Genomic DNA, 19,779 nt, shown 5'->3' on the forward strand with positions numbered 1-19,779 from the left:
TCTTAAAAAACCGATAAAGCTGCCTATCCCAAGATTTCGGGACGGATGAAGTCGAGTGTCTCAGAATCCATCACCCAGAGCTCGCCGGTCGAGATATCGAACCATGCGCCATGCAGCTCCAGCTTGCCTTCCTCCTCGAGCGCCTTGATATCAGGAAAAGTCCTGAGATTGCTGATCGAGTTGCGGATGGAGACCCGCTCCAGCGCCGTCTGCCGCTCGGCAGCTGTCATGACGTTGTTGCTGCCGATCTGTTCGGCGGCGGGGCGAACAAGCGACATCCAGCGACCGATGAAATCGCCCGGCGACAAAGGCTCGGCATCGGGATCGAGCGCGGCGCGGATACCGCCGCAGCGACCATGGCCCATGACGACGATGTTCTTGACCTTCAGCGCCTGAACGGCAAATTCGAGAGCCGCCGATGTTGAGTGAAAATGGCCGTCCGGTTCATATGGCGGCACCATGTTCGCAACGTTTCGGATGACGAACAGCTCACCAGGCCCTGCATCGAAGATCAGTTCTGGAGCCGCACGCGAGTCGCAACAAGCAATGACGAGCGTCGTCGGATTCTGCCCGTTTTCCGCAAGCTGCCGATATCGGTCGCGAGCGTCGGCATAGCGCCCGCTCATGAAGTTGCGATAACCGTCCAAAAGGGAGTTGGGAAAGCTCATCATGCCCCTGGATTAACGCGTGCGCGAGCCAAGATCAACTGCTGCGCTGCAATAGAATGAGAGCTATTTTTTTCGTCGTTGGACAGGATGGACGAGATGGCGCATTTGCACCATTGCCATAGGCGTCGAAAGGCTCGAAGCATCGCTTGCCAGCATCAGTTCGTTACTGCCGCGCTTGACGGCACGCGCCAGCACTTCGAACACGCTTGCCGTGGCAAGCTGCAACGCCTGTTCGTCCTCCATTCCCGAGAGCAAGCGGGACAGGAAGAGGGCGGCGAGCAAATCGCCGAGGCCATTCGGTGGGTTCTCGACGACACGATGTTCGGCAAGCAGGGCATGCTTTCCGGAGAGATAGAGGTTACCGGTGCTCCCCGTCATCATCGGCACCGCCGACGTGACCAGCATGCGTGAAGGGCCGAGCGCGAGTGCAGCTTCCATGACCGCTCCGTTATCATCGAGTGCAGCGCCCGAAAGCCAGGCGAGCTCGTAACGGTTCGGCGTTGCGAGTGAAGCAAGCGGTATCAAATGATCACGGATCGCCTCGGCCGTTGCTTCCGGCACGTAGAGACCACCGAGATCGCCCATGACCGGATCGCAGACATAAAGCAACTCCGGATTCTTCTCACGCAAGGACGCAACGAGTTTCGCAACGGAGCGAGCCTGGGCCGCATTGCCGAAGTAGCCTGACAGGACGGCTTTGACCTCGCCGATCCACGGCGCACGGATGAGATCGTCGATCGCCGCCTCGAAATCGGCCTCTGCAAAAGTGAGTCGTGTCGATCGGCCGTGACCGGGGTGCCAGGGCAGCACGATCGTGGGCAGCGCCCAGACCTGATGGCCAAGCGTTTCCAGCGCGAAGACCGCGGCCCGATTTCCGACCGATCCGCGCACGACATGGCTGGAGATGACGATGACTGCGCCTGCTGCGTTTTCCGACATGACATCCGAATCCGAATTCTGACCGCCGTTGATGATCTTTTTGACGAGGCGCTGTCAACCATTCTTCACGCGAGCGTGGAAATGTGCCTCGGGGCGAAAAAGCCGGATAAGGACGCTTTGCCCTCCATCGACACAAAACGACCCAAAAACTTTCGAAATCTCTCGCCAGCATAGTCAAAAAAGCACGAAAACTACTTTTCGAAGCCCCTTTTTAAAGATTCTTTCGAAGAGCCTTCTGCTAACTTGCCCATATCAAAACAAATCGGGGGGATGATCCATGGCTGCCAGAAACAATCCAAAACGGGAAAAGCAGATCGAAAGCGCGCGCAAGATCGCGGCTACAACCGGCGAACCCCATCTCGACCCCGAAATCCTCTTCGGCCGGGCCAGCGGCGACGACCTCGAACTCTACACACCGGAAATGCTTGCGCTTTCCGCCGTGCATTCGGCAGCCGAAATTACCGCCTGGAACCGCAAGACACCTCGTGTCAGCATCGACACGGTCGCCGATGTCGCCCCCGATGGCATCGCAGTCTCCATCCTTTCGGTGACGGATCACAACAAGCCCTTCCTGTACGAATCCGTCATGGGCGAGGTGACCAGCACATATCGCGACATCTGCATGGCAGTTCATCCGATCCTGATCCTGGAGGACGGCAAGGGCCCTGAACTCTATTCCGCCGATGTACCGAGCGACCCGGCTAAGCGGGTCAGCCACATCCAGCTTCATATATCACCGCTCAGCCCCTCACAGGCCACCGATCTGATCAAGCGGATCAAGGCAGTGCTCGAGCAGGTAGAGCTTGCCGTCTCCGATTGGAAGCCGATGCTTGCCCGGGTCGATGAAGTAATTTCAGAGCTTTCGAACTATAACGCCAGCCGCAAGAAGGTCGATCGCGACGAAGCAATCGCCTTCCTGACCTGGCTGCGTGACGAGAACTTCACCTTCCTCGGTATGCGCGACTACATCTATTCCGGCAAAGGCCCGGATGCGAAGGTCGAACGCGACAAGGGAACGGGCCTCGGCATTCTCTCCAATCCTGAAGTTCTCGTTCTGCGCACCGGCAAGGACGCCGTCACGACGACGCCCGAAATCCTCGCCTTCCTCGATGGTCCGGACTTCCTGATCGTCACCAAGGCCAATGTGAAATCCATCGTCCACCGCCGTGCCTATATGGACTATGTCGGCGTCAAGCGCTTCGACACCCAGGGCAACGTGACAGGGGAGTTGCGCATTGTCGGCCTTTTCACGTCAACTGCCTACACCTCTTCGGCCTCTGAAATTCCGCTGCTGCGATCCAAGATCGAGAAGGTGAAGGAGCATTTCGGCTTCGACCCGATGAGCCACTCGGGCCGCATGCTCGATAACACGCTAGAGTCCTATCCGCGTGACGATCTTTTCCAAATCGATACCCCGCTGCTTGCGACCTTCGCCGAGCAGATCAACGACCTCGCCGATCGCCCGCGCGTGCGAGTGCTACCGCGCATCGACCATTTCGACCGCTTCGTCTCCGTCATCGTCTTCGTGCCGCGCGAGGAATATGACTCGATCGTGCGAGAGCGGATCGGCACTTATCTGAAAACCGTCTACGACGGCCGCGTTTCGGCCTACTACCCCGCCTTCCCAGAAGGTGGGGTGGCTCGCGTTCACTTCATCATCGGCCGCTCGGGCGGTAAGACGCCGCGTATCCATCAGGCCAAGCTTGAGGAGACGATCCGCCAGATCACCGCACGCTGGGACAGCCGCTTCGAGATGCTCGCCGGCCCCAAGGCGCCGAAGCTCGGCGTCAGCAATGCCTTCCAGGAAGCCTTCACGCCGAATGAAGCGGTCGGCGACCTCCCCGACATCGCCGCATGCGCCGCCGGCGAACCGATCCGCATCGAATTCTACTATCGCCAGGACGATGAACGCGGCCGCATCCTGTCTCTGAAGATCTTCCATTCCGGCGAGCAGCTGCCGCTGTCGCGCCGCGTGCCCCTGCTTGAAAACCTCGGTTTCAACGTCCTGAGCGAACGGACCTTCGATATCGAAGTTCCGGCCGCCGACGGCACCATCAACATCGTGGTGCTGCACGACATGGAACTCGAAGCGCGCAGCGGCGCGGACATTGACCTCGCACGTTTTGGCGCACCGCTTGAAGAAGCCTTCGTTGCAGCTTTCAACGACACGATCGACAATGACAGCTTCAACCGGCTGATCCTGTCGGCCGGCCTCTCGGCCCGCGAGGTGAATGTGCTGCGCGCCTATGCGCGCTATCTGCGCCAGGCCGGCATCGCCTATTCACAGGATTATATCGCAACCACCCTCGACAAATATCCTTCCATCGCCGTCTCGATCTTCCGCCTCTTCCACGACACACTCGATACGAAGCTGTCGGAAAAGGCTCGTATCAAGAAGCTTGCCGAACTGCATCAGGCAATCGAAGCCAAACTTGCCGACGTGCCGAGCCTGGATGACGACCGTATCCTGCGACGCTACGTCAACATCGTCGATGCGACTCTGCGCACCAATTATTTCCAGCGTAACGCCGATGGGACACCGAGGGCAATTCTCGCCTTCAAGCTCGACCCGCATTTGGTCGACGGTCTACCGGAGCCGAAACCCTTCCGCGAAATCTTCGTCTATGGCGTGGAAGTGGAAGGCGTGCATCTGCGCTTCGGCCGCGTTGCCCGCGGCGGCCTGCGCTGGTCGGACCGCGCCGAAGACTACCGCACCGAAGTTCTGGGCCTCGTGAAGGCGCAGCAGGTCAAGAACGCCGTGATCGTGCCTGTCGGTGCCAAGGGCGGATTCTATCCCAGGAAACTGCCGGTCGGCGGCAGTCGCGAAGAGATCTTCAATGCGGGCAGGGAAGCTTATAAGACCTACATCCGTACGCTGCTCTCCATTACCGACAACATTTCCGGCGCCGACATCATCCCGCCCGATAATACGGTGCGGCTCGATGGCGATGACCCTTACTTCGTCGTCGCGGCCGATAAGGGCACGGCAACCTTCTCGGATACCGCCAATGCCCTCGCTCAGGAAGCCGGCTTCTGGCTGGACGACGCCTTTGCATCGGGCGGCTCGGCTGGCTATGACCATAAGAAGATGGGCATTACCGCCCGCGGCGCTTGGGAAACTGTGAAACGTCACTTCCGTGAGATGGATATCGACATTCAGACGACGCCCTTTACGGTAGCAGGCGTTGGCGACATGTCGGGTGATGTTTTCGGCAACGGTATGCTGCTCTCGCCGAAGATCAGGCTGCTGGCCGCCTTCGATCATCGTGACATCTTCATTGATCCCGATCCGGACATGGAAAAGACGCTTGCCGAGCGCCAGCGCCTCTTCAATCTGCCACGTTCGAGCTGGCAGGATTTCGACAAGTCTGTGCTGTCTAAAGGCGCGATGATCATTTCACGCTCTGCGAAGTCGGTCACGCTGACGCCGGAGGCCGTGGCTGCCATTGGTATCGACAAGGCGGTTGCCACACCTTTCGAGATCATGACGGCGATCCTCAAGAGCCCCGTCGACCTTCTCTGGTTCGGCGGTATCGGCACCTATGTAAAGGCGGCATCAGAGACCGATACCGACGTCGGCGATCGTGCCAACGATCCAATCCGCGTAACGGCCGACGAAGTACGCGCCAAGGTGATCGGCGAAGGCGCCAACCTCGGCGTTACCCAGAAGGGGCGCATTGCCTATGGCCTCAAGGGCGGACGCAGCAATTCCGATGCCATCGACAATTCTGCCGGCGTCAACACCTCGGACGTTGAGGTCAATATCAAGATCGCGCTGGCAAACGCCATGCATGAACAGCGCCTCAGCCGCGCCAAGCGCGACCAGCTTCTCGGCAGCATGACCGATGAAGTAGCGGGCCTCGTGCTCCGCAACAACTACCTGCAATCTCTGGCAATCTCGCTGACAGTCCGCAAGGGAACAGCAAACGGCCTTGAGCTCGGTCGCTTCATGAGCGTGCTGGAAGCAGCCGGACAGTTGAACCGCAAGGTGGAAACGTTGCCCGACGAGGCTTCCCTGTCCGAGCGCTATACCGCCGGCAAGCCGCTGACGCGGCCGGAGATCGGCGTGCTGCTTTCCTACGCCAAGATCGTACTCTTCGACGCAGTAATCGCCAGCGAGTTGCCCGACGATCCGTATTTCGTCAGCACACTGTTCAATTACTTCCCTGCCAAAATGCAGAAATCCCACGCATCCGACATCGGCAGCCATCGGCTGAAACGAGAAATCATCGCGACCGTGCTTGCAAACGAGGCAATCAACCGCGGCGGACCGGGTTTCGTCGTCAGCATGATGGATGCGACCGCAGCCTCCGCTCCTGAGGTCGTGCGCGCCGCCATCGTCGCTCGCGATGGCTTCGATCTCAACCGGCTATGGGCTGAAACGGATGCCTTGGACAACAAGATTTCAGGTGAGGTCCAGAACAGGGTCTATGAAGAGATCGGCAACAGCTTCGTGGTACTGACGCGGCTGCTGCTGAAGACCGGCATGACCAGGGGCGATCTGGCCGAAATCATTAGCCGGCTGCAGGCGGCGTTGAAAAAACTCAAGCCTGTCTTTGCCGATCAGGCTGGAGCCGATGCCGCTGCACGCCGGCAGGATTATCGGCAAGCAGGCCTGCCAGAAAAGCTTGCCGCTGAAATCACTGCTCTTTCGACATTCGCCCTCGTGCCGGAAATCATGCAGATCGCCGACAGGACCGGTGAAGCGCTGACGCGTGCCGCCGAAAACTACTTTGCCTTCACGCAGACCTTCCGCGTCGGCCGGCTGCTTGCTGCCGGCAACCGCATTATCACCTCGGATCACTACGAGAACCTCGCGCTCGCCCGCAGCATCGATCAGATTGCCAGTGCCCGTCGCGATATCGTGATCTCCGCACTCGCGGACCACGGCAAGGAGAAACAGCCGGTTCAGGCTTGGCATGCGCAGGACAGGATTCGGATCAACCGCATCGTCGAGGAGCTCACAAGCCTCAGTGACGGCGCCGATCCAAACCTCGCACGCATTACTGTCGCCGCCGGCATACTGACTGATCTTGCGCGCGACCGGGCGAGATGAGACAGTCCGCTCCAAAAAGGAGCGGACGCTTGAATCGCATTGACTGGACAGGTACGCAGCCGCCGAAGGCCACGGAGAAGGGCATATGGGGCTGGATGCTCTTCGATTGGGCAGCCCAGCCCTTCTTCACTGTGGTAACGACGTTTATTTTCGGTCCCTACTTCGTCTCGCGGCTGACGGATGATCCCATCGCTGCCCAGACGACGTGGAGCAATATGGCGACGATCTCCTCTGTGATCATCGCCATCCTATCTCCCATACTGGGCTCCATTGCCGACCAATCCGGCGCGCGCAAACCCTGGATCGCTTTTTTCGCCGTCATCAAGATTGTCAGCCTCTTCTGCCTATGGTTCGCGGCTCCCGGCTCGCCGGTCATCTACCCGGTCATCTTCATGATCCTCGCCTCGATTTCGGCGGAGTTTTCGATCGTTTTTAATGATTCCATGATGCCGCGCCTCGTCAGCAAAGACGAGGTCGGCAAACTTTCCAACACCGCTTGGGGTCTCGGTTATCTCGGCGGTATGATCGTGCTGATCGCGGTCGTCGCACTGCTGGCCGGCAGCCCGGAAAACGGCAAGACCATTTTGGGGCTCGATCCACTCTTCGGCCTCGATCCCCATACGGGCGAGGACGCGCGCATAACCGGTCCGATCTCGGCTGTGTGGTATCTGATCTTTATCCTGCCGATGTTCTTCTTCACACCGGATGCCCGCAAAGGCCTGCCTTTCAGCTTTGCCGTACGCTTCGGTCTCCAGGAATTGCGCAACACGCTTGGCGAACTGCAGACGCGTCACAGCATCCTGAGGTTTCTCATCGCCCGAATGATCTATCAGGATGGTGTCAACGGCCTGCTGATCCTTGGCGGCGCTTTTGCGGCAGGCATGTTCGGCTGGGCTACGATCGAGATTGGCATTTACGGCATCATCCTCAACATCGTGGCGATATTCGGCTGCCTGATTGCCGGCCGCATCGACAAAGGCATCGGCTCGAAGATGACCGTCGTCATCAGCCTCAGCATGCTGCTGCTGGCCACGATCGGTGTCATTTCCACCGGGCCTGGCTACACCTTCTTCGGCCTGATGCCACTTTCGAATGCCGACAGCGGCGGCCTTTTCGGCACGGCAGCGGAAAAGGCCTATATCCTCTACGGCTTATTGATCGGCCTAGCCTTTGGCCCGGTCCAGGCCTCATCACGCTCCTATCTGGCGCGCAGCGTCAGCCTTGAGGAAGCCGGGCGCTATTTTGGCATCTACGCGCTCTCCGGCCGGGCCACAAGCTTCATGGCGACGCTGCTGTTTTCGATTATGACTTATTTGACGGGATCGGCGCATCTCGGCATGTCGACCCTGATCCTGTTTCTGGCCGGAGGCCTGGTGTTGTTGATCCGGACACCCTATCCGGCGGACCGGACGTAACGTCCCCGGCCCCAAGACCCCGGGGACAAACCGGTCGTTCCGCTCAGTGGCGGAAGTGGCGCATACCGGTAAAGACCATCGCGACATTGTGTTCGTTTGCTGCCTCGATCACCTCTTGGTCACGCATCGAGCCGCCGGGCTGAATGACGGCGGTGGCGCCGGCAGCGATCATCGACAGCAGACCGTCGGCAAAGGGCAGGAAAGCCTCCGAGGCGACCGCCGAACCATGCGTCATCGGAACGGCAAGGCCGAGCGCCTTGGCGGCTTCTTCGGCCTTCAGCGCCGCAATACGGGCGGAATCGACGCGGCTCATCTGACCGGCACCGATGCCCGCTGTCTGTCCATTCTTGGCGTAGACGACGGCATTCGACTTCACATGCTTGCCGACCTTGAAGGCGAACTTCATGTCTTCCAGCTCCTGTGCCGTCGGTGCACGGTTGGTAACGATCTCGAGCTCGAGGTCTTCAACCATCCCATTGTCTCGGCTCTGGACGAGCAGGCCGCCGGAAACCGTCTTGGCAGTGATGCCCGCCGCACGCGCATCCGGAAGGCCACCTGCAGATAGCAGGCGCAGATTCGGCTTCCGCGCAACGATCGCCTTTGCCTCGTCGGTGACGTCAGGAGCGATGATCACCTCGGTGAAGAGCTTAATGATCTCTTCGGCTGTTTCGGCATCGAGAGTCTGGTTCAGGGCAATAATGCCACCGAAAGCAGAGACTGAGTCGCAAGCAAGCGCCCGCTTATAGGCTTCGAGAAGCGTCGGTCCGGTCGCAACGCCGCAGGGATTGGCATGTTTGATGATGGCGCAGGCCGGCGACTTCTCCGGCAGGAACTCGGCAACCAGCTCATAAGCCGCATCGGTGTCGTTGATATTGTTATAGGAGAGCTGCTTGCCCTGCAGCAGAACCGCCGTCGAAACGCCCGGGCGCCTTTCGCCGGTCACGTAGAAAGCAGCCTTCTGGTGCGGGTTCTCGCCGTAGCGCATCTCTTCCTTCAGCACGCCGCCTATGGTGCGGTGGCGCGGCGTATCGATGGACAGCGCTTCAGCAAACCAGTTGGAGATCGCGGCGTCGTAAGCGGCCGTACGCGCATAGGCCTTGGCCGCCATACGCTGACGGAATGAATAGGCCGTCTTACCGGCATCGGCCGAAAGCTGCTCCGTCAGCTCGGCATAATCGGCCGGATCGGTGATAACGGTGACATAAGCGTGGTTTTTGGCAGAAGCACGAATCATCGCCGGACCGCCAATATCAATATTCTCGACCGTCGTCGGGTAATCGCCACCGGCAGCGCGCACATCCTCGAAGGGATAGAGGTTGACGACAAGCAGGTCGATACCGTCAATGCCATGCGCCTTCATGGCTTCCTGGTGTTCGGCATCGTCGCGGATCGCCAAGAGGCCGCCATGCACCTTGGGATGCAGCGTCTTTACACGGCCATCCATGATTTCCGGAAACTGTGTCACTTCGGAAACGTCGGTCACCGCAAGACCTTCGGCCGCGATTGCCTTGTACGTACCGCCGGTCGACAGCAGACGCACGCCACGCGCCGAAAGCGCGCGGGCAAGTTCGATGATGCCGCTCTTGTCGAAAACAGAGAGTAGCGCGGTCTTGATCTCGACCTTGTCTGGGGCGGGGATTTTCTTGGAAATGACGGCCATGAACCTTCTCCGTTCGGGCTTCGGGAGACATCCGGGCGAGGGACGTTTGACGGGGCCGCGTTAGCACAGCTTGGAGCCGTCGCAAACAGCCGCTAGCCCTTGCGTGATAAAAACCAGCGAATTTCGGGTTTCTGCGCAAGATCGAAGTCGATCTCGATCTGGTCCGAGCTGCTGATGCCGGCGCTATCGGCAAAGAAAATATCTTCCGAGATCAGCACTTCATTGCCCGGAGAGGAAAACAGCCAGCTTTCGCCATCCGGCGCCGTCAGTAATACCGATTCCGTATCGTTCTGCCGCGGCACGATCGCCGGATGAATGTGGAAGCGGGCAACCGCCCGCAGCGGACCCTCGCTGTGATATCGGTCATCGGTAACGAAACGGTCCATACCGGTGACGATGGAGCCGGCGGCGTTCAGTGTCAGCTCCCGCTCATGGATAACGCCGAAGGCATCGAGATAGCCGTCATGGCTCGCTTTGATGCCTTCACGGCCATCCTCTGTCTCCAAACGCTCGGCGATGACCGTTTCTACGGGCTCCGTCATCATATGGGCCAGAAAAGCCGAGGGAGAAAACCGGCTGGAGGACGTATCGTTCAAAACGACGGTGGAATGGGCGGCCGTGGTGCGCGCCATCTGCACATATCGCTGGCCAGCGAATTTCGGTGATCCTGAATTGACGATGAAGCGGTAGCGACCGGAGGACATTTCAAAGGAGAGACTGCCGGCATGCGCCGTTCTAAAACAGTGGGGCGAGGGCGGTCCGGTATCAGCGATGATCACCGTCTTGCCGGCCGCGAGCCGCTGGTAGCGCGAATGCGGCAGCGCCTTGAAGGGCTGACCCGCCGTCTCGTCATAACGCAGCACGGACATCAACTCATCCGCCAGTGTCGAAGTGGCCCCGTTGAAGAGTGCGAGATCACCGTCCTGATGACGGAAGAAGCGCAGCGCAGGATACATGCGGTCAATACCCGAAATCAGCTTCTGCGGCAGATCATGGCCAAGATTGACGTAGGTCTGCCGGAGCGGCAGCAGGTCGAGCAGCAACTCCAGCCCAACACGCGGGTTACGAGAGATATGGCCGCCATCAGGCAGAATCTGGCTATCGAATTCGCGATCGAGCGCCTGGGCTGCCCGCCGCACTATCGACGCACGCACCGGCATCGCGACAGAGGCCGTAGCGAGTGCTATGCGGAGACGAAAGCGGACCTCGCCGGCCGAATAGGGCGCCATGCGGCGCAGGTAGCGGATATGAAAAGCCAGCGATTTCATGAAACGTCGATAGAAACCGCGATCGGCATTTTGCAGGACGACCGGAGAATGCGACAACCAGGCAATGACACGCTGCGAGACGACATCAGTCTCCCAGGCGATACCTTCAATACGGCCTCCGTGGATCGAGAGCCAACTATCGACGATCATACGAGCGACGGCCGAACCGCGTTCGCTCTTGTTGGCCCGCATATGCCGCAGCCAGCCGAAGCTATGGAGCCTGATCGCGAAAGCGCGTGACGGAAGGGTCAACGTGAAAGGGGATTTTCCGCCGGTTTCCAGCATACGTCCGGCAAGCGGAAAACGGCCGTCTATGATTTCCTCTGCAACATGTGAATCGATGCCTCTCAGATCCGTCGGCGCGACGATCAGGCGCTCCGGCACTGGGACAGCATGGCGGGAGAAACGCAAACGCAGAAGTGCGGCACGGCGCGTACCGCGCCGCCAAGCTTCCCGAACATACATGCTCGCAAGACGCCGACCGGACTGCATATCAAATGTCTATTGACCCTCGTGGTTAAGAATAAATGAATCAGAACCGATTTCATTAGCCACGATGTATTATTTTGTGATGAAATTAGAATATAATAGTGCTCAAATACGCCTAAGCACGGCTGCGTAGAAGCCATCGAGGCCCGACGCAAAGCCATCAGGCATATCCAGCATTGTAGGAAGCGTGCGGAACTCGCCCAGCGGTGTAATCGCCTGACTCATACCGGGCCATTTTCCTGCATCGATCGGCACACGTTCAATGCTCCTCACATCTTCGAGAACGCGCGCCACGACCATCTCGCCTTCCTGCGGATCAAGCGAGCAGTTGGAGAAGACGAGCAAGCCGCCGGAGTTCAGCAGCGTAATGGCATGGCGCAGAAGACGTTCCTGCAGTGCTGCGAGCTTGGCGATATCCTCGGCGCCCTTTGTCCAGAGCACGTCGGGATGCCTGCGGGTCGTACCCGTCGACGAGCAAGGCGCGTCGAGAAGAATCGCGTCGAAGCGCTCGGACGATTCGAATTTCGTAAGATCCACCGCAATCGTCTCAGCCTTCAGACCAAGCCGCTCGAGATTTGAGCGCAGACGCTTCAACCGGTTTTCAGATTGGTCAATTGCTGTCACCTTACCGCCGGCAAGGATGAGCTGCGCAGTCTTGCCGCCTGGCGCGGCGCACAAATCGGCTACACGTTTGCCGGTGAGATCACCGAAGAGCTTTGCGGGGATGCTTGCAGCCGTATCCTGGACCCACCATTCACCTTCTTCGAAACCGGCAAGCGAAGGAATGCTGCCTTCAAAAGCGGAAAGCCGCACGCCGCCGGTCGGAAGCACGATGCCATTGAGACGGCCAGCCCAACCTTCTGCGTCGGATTTCACCGTGATATCGATGGCCGCCGGCTCAAGCTGGGATTCGGAAACAGCGAGCGCCGGCTCTTTTCCATAAGCTTTTGCGAGTCGCTCGATGAACCAGGCAGGCATGGGCGGAATGTTTGCGACATCTGCAAGGATGCGCTCTTTCTCACGGCCGACACGACGCAGAACAGCGTTGACGAGCTTGGCAAAACGCCGATTACGCGGATCCTGATTGGCCTGCTCGACAGCGAGGTCGACAGCCGAGTGATCGGGAACATCGAGGTAGAGAATTTGCGCTGCGCCGACGGCAAGCAGATGGTGAAGCGCGCGAGCACCTTCAGGCAGCGGCGTTTCAAGAAGCGAGGCAATGGCCGCATCGATGCGTGGCAGATGCCGGAGCGTCGTATTCAGGATCGCACGCACCAGCGCGCGGTCGCTTTCCCCAAGCGCTTTGTAAGCCGGATTTCCATGCTCATGATCGAGCGCGCCATCGAGCGGCAGTTTCTTGTCGACGACAGCGGCAAGGATCTTTGCGGCAGCGGCACGCGCCAGCAGGCCGGGTTTTACCGGTGCCGGTGCTGAGCGTTCTGCGGAAGGTTTAGGTTTGCGAGCTGGCTTCTTCCTGCCGTCTGAATTCAAGACCACGGACCCTTTGGCGGTTGCGAGTCACCGCGGCCCGAACCGGTATTCGGGACCGAGCGCGATTTGCGGGTCGGATTAGCAGCGCGAACCGGCGGCGTCGAGAGGTCGAAGCCTCCGCGCGCCATTTCTTGCAGGGCCGCGATACGGTTTTCGGTGTCCGGATGGGTCGAAAACAAGTTGTCCATACGCTCGCCGGAGAGCGGGTTGATGATGAACATATGCGCTGTAGCCGGATTACGCTCCGCATCGTAGTTCGGCACATGCGCCGCGCCGCGGGCAATCTTGCCAAGCGCTGAAGCCAGCCACAAGGGATTGCCGCAGATCTCGGCTCCACGCCTGTCGGCCGAATATTCGCGCGTACGGCTGATCGCCATCTGCACCAGCATGGCGGCAAGTGGCGCGACGATCATTGCGACAAGCACGCCGACGAAACCAAGGGGATTGTTGTTATTCTCGCGATTCCCGCCGAAGAAGAACGCGAAATTGCCTAGCATGGAGATCGCACCGGCAAGCGTGGCGGTGATTGTCATCGTCAGCGTGTCGCGGTTCTGGACGTGGGCCAGCTCATGCGCCATCACGCCTGCGACCTCTTCCGGCGAAAGGGCAGCAAGCAAGCCGGTCGACGCGGCAACCGCGGCATTTTCGGGGTTGCGGCCAGTTGCAAAAGCATTCGGCTGAGGGTTGTCGTAGAGATAGACCTTCGGCATTGGCAGACCGGCGTTACGAGCGAGATCGCGCACGATCCGGTAAAATTCCGGGGCATTGCGCTCATCGACCTCCTGGGCACGATAGGCTGACAGCACCATTCGGTCAGCATTCCAGTAGGAGAAGAAATTCATGCCGGCGGCGATGAGAAAGGCGATTATCATTCCACCTCGGCCGCCGATCAAAAAACCGACAAACATGAAAAGCGCCGTCATGAAGGCAAGCAACATGGCAGTACGCATGAGGTTCATGAGAGATCTCCATTTCCTTGATTGCGGCACGATGCTTTAAATCCTGGCGCCGGCGCATTATCATTTGGTTATTCGCCAGCCATTTTCAATATTTTCAGGCGGGAGAGCAGTATGCAGACGGCCGATAATGACAACGCAGAAGTTCCGGTGCCCGAGGGTTCCGAGCCGCCACGCAAGATGCTTTCCCCTGCCGCAAGGCGTGCGCTGGCCGAAGCCGAAGAACGCCGTAAAAATGCCAAGCCTGTGGAACTGCCGCCGGAGATTGGCGGACGGGGCGGGGCGGAACCTTCCCGGTTCGGCGACTATGAAATCAATGGCCGTGCGATCGATTTCTAAGCAAATATTCCTATTGACTTGGGAGCATAATGGGAATTTATTCCTTTTATGTTCAAATTCCCGATTTTCCTTTTGTGCCTCTCAGCCGTACCGGCCCTTGCCGCGCGGGACGAGATCGACGGGCCGGTTTCGGCCAGGATTATCCGGATCATCGACGGAGATACGCTGCTGGTCGCCGCGACACCCTGGCCACAGCAGACGATGGAGGTCTATGTCCGCATCCGCGGCATCGATGCGCCGGAGATGCATTCGAGCTGCCCGGCGATCAGAAAAGCTGGCCTGGATGCGCGCTCCGCACTGGAGCAGATGACATCGGGCATCGTGGATATCAAACTGACCGAAATCAGCGGCGACAAATATTTCGGGCGTATCCTCGCCAACGTCACATTCGCAGACGGACGAAATCCCGCACAGGACCTTCTTACAGGAGGCCTAGTCCGCGCCTACGATGGTGGCCGCAAGCCACGGATTCCCTGTGCGGAAGAATAGGGCCGCCCTGGGTAGTAGAGCGGCCACGAAACTCAGGCCGTAGCCTTGTTCTGCCGATTGGCGATCAAATCGTCCACGACGGCCGGATCTGCCAACGTCGAGGTGTCGCCGAGCGAACCAAAATCATCCTCGGCAATCTTGCGCAGGATACGGCGCATGATCTTGCCGGAACGGGTCTTCGGAAGGCCCGGGGCGAACTGGATCTTGTCGGGTGCGGCGATCGGCCCAATTTCGGCACGCACATGCTTGACGAGTTGCTGACGCAGTTCATCCGTCCCCTCATTGCCCGCCATGAGCGTAACGTAACAATAAATGCCCTGACCCTTGATCGGATGCGGGTAACCCACAACGGCGGCTTCCGAGACGAGATTGTGCGAAACGAGAGCGGATTCCACTTCCGCCGTACCGAGGCGATGGCCGGATACATTCAGAACGTCGTCGACGCGGCCCGTGATCCAGTAATAGCCGTCCTCGTCGCGACGGCAGCCATCACCCGTGAAATACTTGCCCTTGTAAGTGGAGAAATAGGTTTGGATGAAGCGCTCGTGGTCGCCATAGACCGTGCGCATTTGGCCCGGCCAGCTATCGGTGATGCAAAGATTACCGTCGGCGGCACCTTCCAGCACCTTACCCTCATTGTCGACGAGTTGCGGCTTGACGCCGAAGAAGGGCTTCGTGGCCGAACCGGGCTTGAGATCGGTGGCACCCGGCAACGGCGTGATCATATGACCGCCGGTTTCCGTCTGCCACCAGGTATCGATGACAGGGCAGCGCTTATCTCCGACAACGTTGTAATACCATTCCCAAGCTTCCGGATTGATCGGCTCGCCGACGGTGCCGAGCAGGCGCAGGCTTTCGCGGGAAGAGCGCGTCACGAAATGGTCGCCGGCGCCCATGAGCGAGCGGATGGCCGTCGGTGCCGTGTAGAAGATATTGACCTTGTGCTTGTCGATGATTTCCCAGAAGCGGCCCTGGTCCGGGAAGTTCGGCACGCCTTCGAACATCAACGTCGTAGCACAGTTCGCGAGCGGCCCGTAGACGATATAGGAATGGCCGGTGACCCAGCCGACGTCGGCAGTGCACCAGTAAATATCACCGGGGTGATAATCGAAGACATATTCATGCGTCATCGCCACATAGACGAGGTAACCGCCCGTCGTATGCAGGACACCCTTCGGCTTGCCCGTCGAGCCCGAGGTGTAAAGAATGAAGAGCGGATCTTCGGCCTTCATCTTCACCGGCGGGCATTCAGCCTTCACCGTGGCGATTTCCTGATGGTACCAGAGGTCACGGCCTGGCGCCCAACCCGTCTTGCCGCCGGTGCGGCGCACGACAAGAACCTTGTTGACCGTCACATGCTGACGGGCGGCAATATGGATGGCCGTATCCGTATTGTCTTTCAGCGGCACCGGCTTTCCGCCCCGGATACCTTCGTCGCAGGTGATGACGAACGTGGATTCACAGTCAACGATACGGCCGGCCAGCGCTTCCGGCGAGAAGCCGCCGAAGACGACCGAATGCACCGCACCGATACGCGCGCAAGCAAGCATCGCATAGGCCGCTTCCGGAATCATCGGCATGTAGATGGTGACCCGATCACCCTTCTTGACACCATGCTTCTTCAAGACGTTCGCCATGCGGCAGACATGCTCGTAGAGCTCGTTATAGGTGATCTTCTTGTCGATATAGGGATTGTCACCTTCGAAGATGATGGCGGTCTGGTTGCCGTTCGTCTTCAGGTGACGGTCGATGCAATTGTAGGAAACATTGGTCTGGCCGTCTTCGAACCACTTGATCGAGACTTTTCCGGTGAAGGATGTATTCTTGACCTTGGTATAAGGCTTGAACCAGTCGATCCGCTTGCCGTGTTTGCCCCAGAACTTGTCGGGGTTTTCAATGCTTTCCTCGTACCATTGCTCGTACTTCGCCTGATCGATCAGCGCACGGGTCTTCACCGGTTTGGAAACCGGATAGATCTTCTCCGACATGGAACTCCTCCTCACAAGGCTATGCAACGGCCGACGGTTTCGACGCAGCGGCCGGGACTCGAATTGCGCAATTCATATCAGGTAGTCTGATGACGGCAATTAGACAAAGGTCATTTCATTTCTGAAGAATTGCAATTCTGCGACAGTGCGATTATATAGCGCCATATTTCCCGGACATTGTGGTGACAATCCACGGACCGCGACACCGGCGCGGACGACAGAAGGACTATATCCATGGCTCAACAACTGCTCATGCCGAAGGCGACTGCCATCTGGCTCGTCGACAATACAGCCCTGTCTTTCGACCAGATCGCTCAGTTCTGCAAACTGCATCCGCTCGAAGTCAAGGCGATTGCCGATGGTGAAGCCGCGCAAGGCATCAAGGGCCTGGACCCGATCGCAACCGGCCAGCTTTCCCGCGACGAAATCGCTCGTGCCGAGGGCAACCCGAACTACAAGCTGAAGCTTTCGGAGCCGAAGGTCCGCGTGCCGGAATCCAAGCGCCGCGGCCCGCGCTATACACCGGTTTCCAAGCGCCAGGACCGCCCGAACGCCATTCTCTGGCTGGTTCGCAACCATCCGGAACTGAAGGATGCCCAGATCTCGCGTCTCGTCGGCACCACCAAATCGACGATCGAGCAGATCCGCGAGCGCACCCACTGGAATTCCGCAAACCTCGCACCGATGGACCCAGTCACGCTCGGCCTCTGCAGCCAGATCGATCTCGACCTGGAAGTGGAAAAGGCTTCCAAGGGCCGACCGCTCCCGACCGCTGCCGAACTCGGCGCGACGCTGCAGTCCGCTCAGGAAACCGAGCGCCTGACGCCGAGTTACGAGCGTGAGGAAGAAAAGGAAATCGATGCCGATGCCGTCTTCCGGAAGCTGAGCTCGCTGCGCTCGACCTCCAAAGACGAGGATGAAGACGATAAGTTTTAAGATCGTCAGATCCTGAAAAATAACCCCGCCAATGGCGGGGGTTTTTGTTGGAGTTCTCCCGCCTGCCTTTAGCTGCGGAAGAGCGAGAGAATATTTTGGGCAGAGGAATTCGCGATCGAGAGAGACTGGATCGCAAGCTGCTGTTGCGTCTGCAGCGCGGAAAGCTTGGAGGATTCTTCTTCCATATCTGCGTCGACAAGGCGGCCGATACCGGAGTCGATAGAATCACCCAGTGCGCTGACGAAGGTTTCCTGCAACTGAATTCTGGTCGAAATCGAGCCGAGCTGCGAGCCTGCATTCGTCATGGCCTGGAGCACGAGTTCTACGCCTGAGAGCGCTCCATCGAGCTGGCCTTGCGTGAAGCTGGTGATATCGAGCGCGTAGATCGATGGCATGACAATAACCGTGCCGCCATAGGTCCCGTTGAACGCAGTGCCGATGATGCCGCTCGTCGTCTGGATCGTGCCATTGCTGTTCATCCCAAACAGGACATTGCCAAGCGTGCCGTCATTCAGCACATAGTCCGTCATCTTGACGGAAACTGCATTCGAACCGTCGCGAACGAAGGAGGAGACGACGCTCTTCGTGCCCGAAGCGCCAGCAACCCAGTTTTCGCCGGAGAAAGATGCCGACTGGGCAATGCTCACGAGCTGCTCTTGCAGCTGATCGATTTCTTCCTGAACTTTGGTCTTGTCGACACCCTTTTCCGTGGCCGCGACGATCTTTGCCTTGATTTCCGTGACGACGTCGATGGCGTTGTCCATGGCGGTATAGGCAGTGTCGACCTTGGCAGCACCGAGGCCGAGAGCGTCAGAAACAGCCGAGAGAGCCTTGTTGTCCGAACGCATGGTCGTTGCGATCGACCAATAGGCAGCGTTATCAGCAGCCTTGTCGATGCGATAGCCGGAGGAAACGCGGCCCTGAGTGCCCTTGAGGCTGTCGTTTACGCCGCGCAGGGTCTGCAGCGCTGCCATAGCAGCGTTGTTGGTAAGGATGCTTGTCATGTTCCGTTTTCCGCGATCGAAGTGAAAGGGGTCATCCGGACAAGTCCGGTAACGGCGACGCTTCATGCAAAACCCGAGAGAGCTGGGTCATTGCCGTTAACGAATGGTTGCACCCAACATAGTTAATAATTCCTCAATTAGGCTTGCGGAAAATTTAATTTAAGCTCTCGTTAGGGCTTGCGGCAGCAATCGATCGGCTTTGGAAAAGCGCGAGGGATCATCAAAAATTTTTCAATGATTAAAAAAGCTTAGAATATCACCACGAGGATTGCTCGGTTTGGCGTTAACCAGAGAAATCGCCTCCTTAAACTTTTCTTCGTATTAATGAATATTATCGCTTTCCAAACAACGGCAGCTGGATACCCACTTGAATCATGAAGGCTCCTTCTGATTCGCAGAGTGCCTCTTCCGCTATTCGTTAACGTGCGCCGAAAATCGCCGAACCAACGCGTACGCTGGTGGCGCCGAACGCAATGGCAGTTTCATAATCGCCGGACATGCCCATCGAAAGCTTTTTGACGCCGCATTTTTCGGCAAGCTTGGCGAGCAGGGCAAAGTGCGGACCGGGATTTTCTTCCGCCGGCGGGATACACATGAGCCCCTCGATGGCAAGGCCGAGCTCATCGCGGCAGAAATTTACGAAAGCCGCTGCGTCGTCCGGCGCTATGCCGGCCTTCTGTGGCTCGAGCCCAGTGTTGACCTGCACATAGAGACGCAGCGCCTTGTCCTGCCGCTTCATTTCCTCAGCTATGACGCGGGCAATCTTTTCACGGTCGACGGTTTCGATGACGTCGAAGAGCGCAACTGCTTCGGCAGCCTTATTGGATTGCAGCGGACCGATGAGGTGTAGCTCGATACCAGGTATTTCTTTTTTCAGGTCCGGCCATTTTCCCTGGCTTTCCTGAACGCGGTTTTCTCCGAAGACGCGCTGGCCCGCCTCGATTGCCAGGCGAATGGTATCGGCCTCAAACGTCTTTGAGACAGCCACGAGCTCGACGGAGCGTGCAGCGCGACCGGCATCCCGCTCTGCTGCGGCGATCTTGGACCGCACTTCGTTCAATCGCTCTTGAAGTTCCATCGC

General features: G+C 58.5%; 14 protein-coding genes. 5 read left to right on the forward strand and 9 right to left on the reverse strand.

The window, feature by feature from the left end:
- Window positions 1-23: 23 nt before the first annotated feature.
- Both FHX08_RS24855 and pdxY read right to left on the reverse strand, forming a co-directional pair.
- Window positions 24-671 carry a carbonic anhydrase gene (locus FHX08_RS24855; protein ID WP_132656108.1) on the reverse strand — a complete coding sequence of 216 codons (648 nt, stop codon included), beginning with the start codon at window positions 669-671 and terminating at the stop codon, window positions 24-26.
- A 60-nt stretch (window positions 672-731) separates the two neighbouring features.
- A complete protein-coding gene (pdxY, locus tag FHX08_RS24860; RefSeq protein WP_132656110.1) occupies window positions 732-1,607 on the reverse strand; it encodes a pyridoxal kinase PdxY in 876 nt (291 codons plus the stop codon).
- A 277-nt stretch (window positions 1,608-1,884) separates the two neighbouring features.
- Here pdxY and FHX08_RS24865 point away from each other — a divergent pair, with 277 nt between their 5' ends.
- Window positions 1,885-6,663 (forward strand): NAD-glutamate dehydrogenase, encoded by a 4,779-nt coding sequence (locus FHX08_RS24865; RefSeq protein WP_184327725.1) that lies wholly within the window; start codon window positions 1,885-1,887, stop codon window positions 6,661-6,663.
- Window positions 6,660-8,078 carry an MFS transporter gene (locus FHX08_RS24870; RefSeq protein ID WP_132656114.1) on the forward strand — a complete coding sequence of 473 codons (1,419 nt, stop codon included), beginning with the start codon at window positions 6,660-6,662 and terminating at the stop codon, window positions 8,076-8,078. Before FHX08_RS24865 ends, FHX08_RS24870 begins: the two co-directional genes overlap by 4 nt.
- Before the next feature lie 43 nt (window positions 8,079-8,121).
- On the opposite strand, the gene purH is transcribed toward FHX08_RS24870, so the two are convergent.
- The 4 genes from purH to htpX form a co-directional block, all read right to left on the reverse strand.
- The gene (gene purH / locus FHX08_RS24875; protein ID WP_132656116.1) at window positions 8,122-9,738 is read right to left on the reverse strand and encodes a bifunctional phosphoribosylaminoimidazolecarboxamide formyltransferase/IMP cyclohydrolase; all 1,617 of its coding nucleotides are present in this window, start codon (window positions 9,736-9,738) and stop codon (window positions 8,122-8,124) included.
- Window positions 9,739-9,830: 92 nt separating this feature from the next.
- Entirely contained in the window at window positions 9,831-11,498 is a 1,668-nt protein-coding gene (locus FHX08_RS24880; RefSeq protein ID WP_132656118.1) for a heparinase II/III family protein, read from the reverse strand.
- A 102-nt stretch (window positions 11,499-11,600) separates the two neighbouring features.
- Window positions 11,601-12,992: an RsmB/NOP family class I SAM-dependent RNA methyltransferase gene (locus tag FHX08_RS24885; RefSeq protein ID WP_132656120.1), complete on the reverse strand. Its 1,392-nt coding sequence runs from the start codon at window positions 12,990-12,992 to the stop codon at window positions 11,601-11,603.
- Window positions 12,983-13,945, reverse strand: coding sequence for a zinc metalloprotease HtpX (gene htpX / locus FHX08_RS24890; RefSeq protein ID WP_132656122.1), 963 nt, complete (start codon window positions 13,943-13,945; stop codon window positions 12,983-12,985). Before htpX ends, FHX08_RS24885 begins: the two co-directional genes overlap by 10 nt.
- A gap of 111 nt (window positions 13,946-14,056) precedes the next feature.
- On the opposite strand from htpX, the gene FHX08_RS24895 reads away from it, so the two are divergent.
- Together FHX08_RS24895 and FHX08_RS24900 are read left to right on the forward strand one after the other, a co-directional pair.
- Window positions 14,057-14,281 (forward strand): DUF1674 domain-containing protein, encoded by a 225-nt coding sequence (locus tag FHX08_RS24895; protein WP_132656124.1) that lies wholly within the window; start codon window positions 14,057-14,059, stop codon window positions 14,279-14,281.
- Window positions 14,282-14,329: 48 nt separating this feature from the next.
- Complete coding sequence (locus FHX08_RS24900; protein ID WP_132656126.1) at window positions 14,330-14,770, forward strand: thermonuclease family protein; 441 nt, start codon at window positions 14,330-14,332, stop codon at window positions 14,768-14,770.
- A gap of 32 nt (window positions 14,771-14,802) precedes the next feature.
- Here FHX08_RS24900 and acs read toward each other — a convergent pair whose 3' ends face one another.
- Window positions 14,803-16,758, reverse strand: a complete 1,956-nt coding sequence (acs, locus tag FHX08_RS24905; protein ID WP_132656128.1) for an acetate--CoA ligase — start codon at window positions 16,756-16,758, stop codon at window positions 14,803-14,805.
- A gap of 234 nt (window positions 16,759-16,992) precedes the next feature.
- On the opposite strand from acs, the gene FHX08_RS24910 reads away from it, so the two are divergent.
- Complete coding sequence (locus tag FHX08_RS24910) at window positions 16,993-17,694, forward strand: DUF1013 domain-containing protein (protein ID WP_132656130.1); 702 nt, start codon at window positions 16,993-16,995, stop codon at window positions 17,692-17,694.
- Between the two features lie 68 nt (window positions 17,695-17,762).
- Here the strand turns inward: FHX08_RS24910 and FHX08_RS24915 are convergent, their stop codons facing one another.
- Window positions 17,763-18,698: a flagellin gene (locus tag FHX08_RS24915; RefSeq protein ID WP_184327726.1), complete on the reverse strand. Its 936-nt coding sequence runs from the start codon at window positions 18,696-18,698 to the stop codon at window positions 17,763-17,765.
- Between the two features lie 418 nt (window positions 18,699-19,116).
- Complete coding sequence (locus FHX08_RS24920; RefSeq protein ID WP_132656134.1) at window positions 19,117-19,776, reverse strand: YggS family pyridoxal phosphate-dependent enzyme; 660 nt, start codon at window positions 19,774-19,776, stop codon at window positions 19,117-19,119.
- Window positions 19,777-19,779 lie beyond the last annotated feature (3 nt).

Origin of the sequence: Rhizobium sp. BK529 (assembly GCF_014194105.1) — a bacterium.
In the GTDB taxonomy this organism is placed as follows: domain Bacteria; phylum Pseudomonadota; class Alphaproteobacteria; order Rhizobiales; family Rhizobiaceae; genus Rhizobium.

Coding starts and splice junctions, on each gene's coding strand:
- FHX08_RS24915 (WP_184327726.1), bottom strand. CDS start 18,698: ATGACAAGCATCCTTACCAACAACGCTGCTATGGCAGCGCTGCAGACC.
- FHX08_RS24895 (WP_132656124.1), top strand. CDS start 14,057: ATGCAGACGGCCGATAATGACAACGCAGAAGTTCCGGTGCCCGAGGGT.
- acs (WP_132656128.1), bottom strand. CDS start 16,758: ATGTCGGAGAAGATCTATCCGGTTTCCAAACCGGTGAAGACCCGTGCG.
- pdxY (WP_132656110.1), bottom strand. CDS start 1,607: ATGTCGGAAAACGCAGCAGGCGCAGTCATCGTCATCTCCAGCCATGTC.
- FHX08_RS24910 (WP_132656130.1), top strand. CDS start 16,993: ATGGCTCAACAACTGCTCATGCCGAAGGCGACTGCCATCTGGCTCGTC.
- FHX08_RS24900 (WP_132656126.1), top strand. CDS start 14,330: ATGTTCAAATTCCCGATTTTCCTTTTGTGCCTCTCAGCCGTACCGGCC.
- FHX08_RS24920 (WP_132656134.1), bottom strand. CDS start 19,776: ATGGAACTTCAAGAGCGATTGAACGAAGTGCGGTCCAAGATCGCCGCA.
- FHX08_RS24880 (WP_132656118.1), bottom strand. CDS start 11,498: ATGCAGTCCGGTCGGCGTCTTGCGAGCATGTATGTTCGGGAAGCTTGG.
- FHX08_RS24870 (WP_132656114.1), top strand. CDS start 6,660: ATGAGACAGTCCGCTCCAAAAAGGAGCGGACGCTTGAATCGCATTGAC.
- purH (WP_132656116.1), bottom strand. CDS start 9,738: ATGGCCGTCATTTCCAAGAAAATCCCCGCCCCAGACAAGGTCGAGATC.
- FHX08_RS24865 (WP_184327725.1), top strand. CDS start 1,885: ATGGCTGCCAGAAACAATCCAAAACGGGAAAAGCAGATCGAAAGCGCG.
- htpX (WP_132656122.1), bottom strand. CDS start 13,945: ATGAACCTCATGCGTACTGCCATGTTGCTTGCCTTCATGACGGCGCTT.
- FHX08_RS24855 (WP_132656108.1), bottom strand. CDS start 671: ATGATGAGCTTTCCCAACTCCCTTTTGGACGGTTATCGCAACTTCATG.